Raw genomic sequence first — 7695 nt, 5'->3', positions numbered from 1 at the left:
GGCTGGGCCGTCGGAGCGGCCGGCTGGGCCGTCGGAGCGGCCGGCTGGGCCGGAGTCGGAGACTGCACCGGAGACTGGGCGGAAGGAGCACCCGGCATGCCATGGGCGGGCGTCGTCGGGCCCGGTCCTCCCGCTGCTGCGGGTTCGACGGTGGGCTGAGCGCCGGCCGGAGCCTGGTTGCCCGGCGGCGGGGCAAACGCGCCCTGCCCTTCGGGCGTGTTGAATGCCTGCGGTGCCCCGGCGCCGGCGGCGGGCTGATCCTTCGATTCATCTTCGGGTGACCGTTCGTCCCCCGGTTGGTTGTACAGCCCCACGGGAGCCGTCCTTCCTGCGCTCAGCGCTTCTTGCGTGCCTGCTGGCGGGGCTGGATCTTGTCCGCCAGTTCCTCGATCGCCTTGGCCACGCTGGACTTGGCGTTGTACTGCACCACGGGTTCGCCCTTGTTGACGGACTGGGGTACCGCTATGTCACTCGGGATCAGGGCGTCCGCCTTGATGCCGAGGGTCTTCTCGACCTCGCTGACCTCGAGCTTCACCTTGGAGTTGGCCCGGTTGAGAACCAGGTGCAGCTTCTCCATGGGCGTGTCGAGCAGACGCAGGGTCTGAAGCCCGATCTTCACGTTCTTGATGTTGGGGATGTCCATGCCGGCCACGAGGAGCACCTCGTCGGACGCCTCGACGAGCCCGAGCACGACGTCGTTGAAGTACGCGGGCGTGTCGACGATCACGTAGGCGCAGAAGGTGCGCAGCACGTCGACGATGGCGGCCATGTCGTGTGCGCCGACCTGGTCGGCGAATGCCGGCTCGAGCGGTGCGGGCATGACACGAAGACCACTCGGCTCGTGTGTGACGAGCAGGCTGTCGAGCATCGCCGCATCCATCTGGTCGAGCACCGACACGGCGTCGACGATGGTGTGGCTCGGAGTGAGCTTGAGCATCACGGCCACATCGCCGAACTGCAGGTCTGCGTCCACCAGGCATACCGGTTGTTCGCAGCGCTGGGCGAGCGACACCGCGAGTGAGGTGGCAAGCACGGACTTGCCCGACCCTCCCTTGGTGGAGAACACCGAGTACACCTTGCCGTTGACAGGCTCGGGCATCTCGCCGTCGACCGGCGGGGTGACCTGGCCCGTTGTCGGGCGGGGCGCCACCTCGAGACTCACGGCCACACGCTGCACTGCGTGGGCGAGAGCTCCGGCTTCGCCGGTGAGCGCCAGCACGTCCCGCACGCCGGCGCGCAGGGCCTGCTGGAGCAGCTGGGTGCTGAGCTCGCCGACGACCAGCACCGATGCCATGTAGGGGTACTCGTAGTTGACCCGTTCGATCATCGAGAGGGTCTCGGGCGACGTGCAGGATGGGCCGAGCACCGCCACCACCGGCATTGCACCGGTGAGCCGCGAAGTCAGCTCCTCGAGCGTGGTGAAGGGAGTGACCCCGTCACCGAGCAAGGCCATGATGCGCTCACGGGTTGCCACATCGAATTCGACGACTGCCACCGAGACGTTGACCACGGGTTCCGGAGCGCCGGGCGCCGATTGGGGCGCCGGAGCCTCGGAATGTGTCTCGCCGGTGGTCACGATGTCACTCACTGCCCTGCAGATTCTTCTTCGTAGATGGTCACGCCCTGGATCCCCGGGAAGCTTGCGAAGTCCTTGGTGACGGGGATCGGCCGCATCTCGTAGTCCGCGGGGACCAGCGATGCGTAGAGGTCCTTGTCGCGAACGCTCACGAGCAGCGCCGCCTCTTCGGGAGGCATCTGCAGCGTCAGGGCCACCGATGTGTTGACCTCTTCGGGTGTGCCCTCGACCGGCTCGCTGGCGGCGACCGCCGTGCCGGCGTCGGTGCCGACTGCGAACACCTTGACCGACTGGAAGACGTAGCCGTTGACGGGGTTCACCTCGATGTTTCCGCCGTTGACCCCGACTCCGGATGATTCGGACCCGCCGGCCTCGCCTTCGGCCCCCTCCGCGATCTCGAACTTGACCAGGAGGTTGACGAGGTCGCCCGGCTGGATGAGGCCGCCACTAACCGACATCGGGTCGACACCGACTGTCACGGCCACGTTGCCCGGGTCGAGCGACGCCGACTTGGAGCCGGTGAGGTCCTGCACGCTCGAGAACATGGTGACGGTCACGATCTCGCCGCCTCCGAGGTCGATCGCTGCGACCTGGCCCTCGATGTCGGCCAGCCTCGTGACCGCTCCTGCCGGTATGTCCTGGCGTGCCCGCTTGGCGAGGGCGAGTTGGCCCGAGGCTATGCCCGAGGAGGCATCCTGACCCTTGCTGATCGGCGCGGTCGCTACCACGACCTCGACCAGTTCGGTGTCCTCGCCGACTCGGTTTTCCACACCGCGGACGTAGTTGAGCGTCAGGAAGGCGGCCAAGCCGCCGACCAGCAACGCTCCTATGAGGATCATCGTTCTTCTTGAAGACACTGGTTGCTCCGTGCGTTAGGGATGGCACGGACTACCGACGCGGGGCGCGGCATCCGCTCCCTGTAACGATCGACCGCTTCGGCGCCAGTCTTTAAAGAAAGCCCCAGGGCAGCGTGAACATCTCAGACGCGAAGGAGCCCCGTGGCGCACCACGGGGCTCCTCGATTAGTTCCGGACCCTTTCGGGCCGCCGTCCGGTTACTGGTCGGCTTCCGGGACCTCAGCTGACGGTGCACCTTCTGACTCGGGCGCAGCCTCGGGAGCCGCCTCGGCGGCTGGGGCTGATTCGGGGACCGACTCCGCCTCCGCAGCACCCGCGGCGGCCGGCGCAGCGTCCCCCTGCTCGGCGTAGAACTCCTCCCAGGCCTCCTGGCCCTCGGAGGTGGCGTCCTCATCCAGCGCACCACCGATGTAGTTGCCCTCGGAGTCGTAGGCGTGCTCGCCGAAGTGCTCCTGGTACTCCGCAGCCACGATGCCGCCTTCAGCGGCCTGCTTGATCGACAGGCTGATGCGGCGACGGTCGAGGTCGAGGTCGATGATCTTGACCCACAACTCCTCGCCGGGGGTCACCACCTGCTCGGGCAGGTCAACGTGGTGCGCCGACATCTCCGAGATGTGCACGAGACCCTCGATGCCGTCACCCACCTGGATGAAGGCGCCGAAGGGGACCAGCTTGGTGACACGGCCGTAGACGAGCTCGCCGACCTGGTGGTTGGAGGCGAACTCCTGCCACGGGTCCTGCTGGGTGGCCTTGAGCGACAGCGAGATGCGCTCGCGCTCGTGGTCGACCTCGAGCACCTCGACGTCGACTTCGTCGCCGACGGTGACGACCGAACCCGGGTGGTCGACGTGCTTCCAGGACAGCTCCGAGACGTGGATGAGTCCGTCCATCCCGCCGAGGTCGACGAACGCACCGAAGTTGACGACGCTCGACACGGTGCCCTTGCGGCGTTCGCCGGGCTTGAGGTTGGTGAGGAAGTCCTCGCGCTGTTCCTTCTGGGTCTCCTCGAGGAACGCACGGCGGCTGAGAACCACGTTGTTGCGGTTCTTGTCCAGTTCGATGATCTTCGCTTCGAGGTCACGGCCGATGTAGGGCTGCAGGTCGCGCACGCGGCGCAGCTCGACCAGTGATGCGGGAAGGAAGCCGCGCAGGCCGATGTCGATGATCAGGCCGCCCTTCACGACCTCGATGACCGGGCCGGACACCACGCCCTCTTCTTCCTTGACCTTCTCGATCTTGCCCCAGGCTCTCTCGTACTGGGCCCGCTTCTTGGACAGGACGAGGCGGCCTTCCTTGTCTTCCTTCTGAAGGACCAGGGCCTCGATCTCGTCGCCGATGCTGACGACCTCGTCGGGGTCGACCTCGTTGCGGATGGAGAGCTCGCGGTTGGGGATGACCCCTTCTGACTTGAAGCCGATGTCGAGGAGCACCTCGTCACGATCGACCTTGACGACCGTCCCGGTCACCAACTGGCCGTCGGTGACGTCGACCATCGACTGTGCGTATGCATCGTCCAGTGACAGGTCACCGAGGTCGTTCTCGGTGATGGTGCGGGGGGTGTATTCGCCCATGGGTGCGACCGCATCTTGCGGCTGGGCCTCGGCTGTAGGGGTGTCGGACACGTGGTTGCTCGTAACGGGTAGATGGACAGGGAACCCGCCAAGGTTAGCCGCGGGCACTCGCGCGCAGAAATGCCGCGGGCGTCTGCGGAACGCGGGACGGCTTCAGGACGGCCGACCGGCCACCAGCAGGAACTCGTGGCTGTCCAGGTTGGGCTCGCTGCGCTCATACCCACCGGGCGTGACCGACCACACATGGTCGACCTCGAGACCCACCCGTTCGGCCAGCATTCGCAGCTCGCGCGGCGTGAAGCAGGTGGTCCACAGGTCCGCCTCGGCTGCGTCGCCGTCGCTGTCGAGGATCTCGGTGAACTCGTGGTTGACCGCCGAGGACGCATCGAAGGCGTCACGCTCCTCCAGCCATCGCACCTGGAAGTACGACGAGAACGCAGACACGGAGCACCGACCACCCGGGCGCAGCGCCGAGAGCATTCCGAGCAGAACCGATTCGTCAGCCGTGAGGTTCTGCGGGTCGTCTCTGTCTGGTGGGCCGCCAAGGCCGAAGGCCCCCTGACACAGCGATATCGCCGCATCGAGGTCCCTGCCGTCGAATCGGTCATCGCCGACCATCTGGCGGGCGTCCGCTCGGTGGAACTCCACCAGTGGCATCACCCCCTCGCGGTCGGCCACCTCATGGGCCACCTCGACAAACCGCTCGCTGATGTCGAGCCCGACGACCGATATCCCCCGCTTCGCGAGGGCGATGGCGTGGCGCCCCGGCCCACAGCCGACATCCAGCACGGACATCCCCTCGGTGAGCCCGAGCACGTCGACAAGGAAGTCGACCTCCTGCTCGGTGCCCTTGGTGAACGAGTACCGCAGATACGCGGGGCCGAGGTGGTCGGCGATCTCCTCGAACCAGTGGCGATCGGGGTCGGCCATCCTCAGGCCTTGGCCTCGGCCCAGCTGTGGCCGCGCGACAGGTTGACCTCGAGGGGCACCCGCAGGTCGAACGCACCCGACAGCGCATCGAGCACGAGGGCTTCGGTGCCATCCCACGAATCGGGGGGCACCTCCACGAGCACTTCGTCGTGCACCTGCAGGGTCAGGGTGCCCGGATCACCACCGTTGGCCGCCGCCTCGTCGAGTGCCGCGTCGAGACGCACGAGCGCCACCTTGAAGATGTCGGCGGCAAGGCCCTGGATGGGGGCGTTCATGGCCTGGCGCTCCCCCGCCATTCGAACGTTGCGCTGGTTGGAGGACAACTCCGGGATCCGCCGGCGCCTACCGAACACCGTCTCGGTGTAGCCACGGTCGCGTGCCTCGGCGACGGTGCGATCCATGAAGTCGCGCACGCTCGGGAACGCCTCGAAGTAGGCGTCGAGGATCTCCTGGGCCTCACCGGTGGCGATGTTGAGGCGCTGGGCGAGCCCGTAGGCCTCCATTCCGTAGGCGAGGCCGTAGGAGACCATCTTTGCCTTCGAGCGTTGCTCGGTGGTCACCTGACCCGATTCCACGTCGAACACGCGCGACGCGGTGCGGTCGTGGATGTCGTCACCCGAGGTGAACGCCTCGACGAGTCCCGGGTCCTCGGAGAGGTGCGCGATGCAGCGCAGCTCGATCTGGTTGTAGTCGGCCACCAGCAGGTCGGTGCCCTTGCTCGGCACGAACGCCTCACGGAACCGGCGGCCCTCCTCGGTGCGCACGGGGATGTTGTGCAGGTTGGGCTGGTCACTCGACAGCCGGCCGGTGCGGGCGACGGTCTGGTTGAACGTGGCGTGTATCCGGCCATCGGGGCCGACCTCTGCCAGCAGGCCCTCGCCATAGGTGGAGCGAAGCTTCTCGACCTCCCTGTAAGCCAGGAGGTGGTCAATGATCTCGTGCTGGCCCTTCAGCTTCTCGAGGGTCTGGTGGTCGGTGGAGGGCCCGGTCTTGGTCTTCTTCTGGGGCGGCAGGCCGAGCTTGTCGAAAAGGATCGTGCGCAGCTGTGGGGTGGAGTTGACGTTGAAGTCCTCGCCGGCGGCTTCGACGATCGCTGCGCGCTCGGCGTCACATCGCTCCACCAGCGAGTCGCGCAGGCCCTCGAGGACCGAGCGGTCGACCCCCACGCCGACGTGCTCCATGCGGGCCAGCACCCGCACGAGCGGGATCTCGATGTCGTCCGCGAGGCCACGAAGGCCACGGGCGTCGAGCGCCTCGGCCAACGGGCCGATCAGATGGGCCACCCCGAGAGCGCCACGGCATGCCGGCATCCACGGGTCGGAACCCTCGCCCCCGAGGTCGAGCTGTCCGTCGGGCACGTCGTCGCCGCCGGCGAGTTCGGCCTCCGCGTAGCGCGCCAGGAGCGCGTCGAGGGTGTAGGCGGCATCGGACGGGTCGATCAGGTAGGCGGCGAGCTCGGTGTCGTCCGCGAGCGCGGTCAGGTCGTGGCCGGCATCGAGCAGGCTGCGGATCATCGGCTTGGCGTCGTGCGCCGCCACGGGGGTGTCGCCGCAGAGCGCCTCGGAGAGGCCGTCGCCCACGAGCGCAGCCGGAATCCAGCTCACCGCGCCCGCATCCGCGGCGGTCACCAGCGCGATGCCCTCGAGTTCGCTCCGGCCCGGGTCGCCGACCCAGGATCCCGCCACTGAGAGGCGCCCGGTTGCAGTTGCGGCCTTCACGGCCTTGGCCACGTCGGCCACGGACTCGGCGACCGTCACCTCGGCTTCCAGCACCTTGTAGTCGACACCCGCCGCAGCCGCGGTGCCCTCACCGAACAGCTCGGGGAATGCTTCGGGCAGACGGGGCACGAGGCTCGGGAACTCGAAGAAGTTGAACATCTCGAGTACCGCGTCCGGGTCGACCTCGCCCTGCTGGAGAGACTCCTCGTCGACCTCGAGTGGCACATCGCGCACCAGCTTCATCATCTCGAAGTTGCTGCGGGCCTGCGGCTCGTTCTCCGTGAGGTTCTTGCGAAGGGCCGGGGTCTGGTCCTCTGCGTGGGCGAAGATGCCGTCGAGGTCGCCGTAGTTGTTGACCAGCTTTGCGGCCGTCTTCTCCCCCACCTTCGGGATGCCGGGCAGATTGTCCGAGTTGTCGCCCCGCAACGCGGCATAGGTCACGTAGTCCTTCGGAGCCACGCCGGTGCGCTCCTCGATGCCCGCCTCGTCGTAGAGCGCGTAGTCGGACACGCCGCGCTTGTTGTAGAGCACCTTGATGTGTGGGTCCTGCACGAGCTGGTAGCTGTCCCGGTCGCCGGTGACGATCACGACATCGTCGCCCCGGGCCGCGGCCGAGGTGGCAAGTGTGGCGATCACGTCGTCGGCCTCGTAGCCCGCGATGCTCACCATCGGCAGGGCGAAGGTCTCGACCACCTGGCGCACCAGTCCCATCTGCTCGCGAAGAATGTCGGGCGCCGCGTCGCGATTGGCCTTGTAGGTGGTCACCATCTCATGGCGGAAGGTCTTCTCCGGGCGATCGAAGGTGACCACCACCCGGTCGGGCCTGTGGTCACGCACGAGGTTGAGGAGCATCGAGGTGAACCCGAACACCGCATTGGTGACCTGCCCCGAGGACGTCTGCAGGTCGGTCGGCAGCGCGTGGAACGCCCTGTACGTGAGGGAGTTTCCGTCGATCAACATCACCTTTGACACGGCCCGGACCCTACCGGTTGGGGGTGACGCGCGAATCTGCGCTCACTGTCGGCGCTGCGCGCACCATGCGC

At 67.3% G+C, this 7695-nt stretch carries 5 protein-coding genes; all 5 read right to left on the bottom strand.

All coding sequences use genetic code 11. From position 1 onward, the window contains the following. Positions 1-334 precede the first annotated feature (334 nt). The 5 genes from GY812_15580 to polA all read right to left on the bottom strand — a co-directional run bounded on the left by GY812_15580 (position 335) and on the right by polA (position 7624). Entirely contained in the window at positions 335-1588 is a 1254-nt protein-coding gene (locus GY812_15580; protein MCP4436901.1) for a P-loop NTPase, read from the bottom strand. Next, positions 1585-2433, bottom strand: a complete 849-nt coding sequence (cpaB, locus tag GY812_15575) for a Flp pilus assembly protein CpaB (GenBank protein MCP4436900.1) — start codon at positions 2431-2433, stop codon at positions 1585-1587. Before cpaB ends, GY812_15580 begins: the two co-directional genes overlap by 4 nt. A gap of 197 nt (positions 2434-2630) precedes the next feature. Then, positions 2631-4004 (bottom strand): 30S ribosomal protein S1, encoded by a 1374-nt coding sequence (rpsA, locus tag GY812_15570; protein MCP4436899.1) that lies wholly within the window; start codon positions 4002-4004, stop codon positions 2631-2633. Between the two features lie 153 nt (positions 4005-4157). Beyond that, positions 4158-4934: a methyltransferase domain-containing protein gene (locus GY812_15565; protein ID MCP4436898.1), complete on the bottom strand. Its 777-nt coding sequence runs from the start codon at positions 4932-4934 to the stop codon at positions 4158-4160. A gap of 2 nt (positions 4935-4936) precedes the next feature. Further along, positions 4937-7624: a DNA polymerase I gene (gene polA, locus GY812_15560; GenBank protein ID MCP4436897.1), complete on the bottom strand. Its 2688-nt coding sequence runs from the start codon at positions 7622-7624 to the stop codon at positions 4937-4939. Positions 7625-7695: the final 71 nt, after the last annotated feature.

The sequence above is a fragment of the Actinomycetes bacterium genome (assembly GCA_024222295.1).
Taxonomy (GTDB): Bacteria; Actinomycetota; Acidimicrobiia; order Acidimicrobiales; family Microtrichaceae; genus JAAEPF01.
The sequence above is the reverse complement of the archived record's forward strand: the minus strand, read 5'-3'. Positions and strand labels throughout refer to the sequence as shown.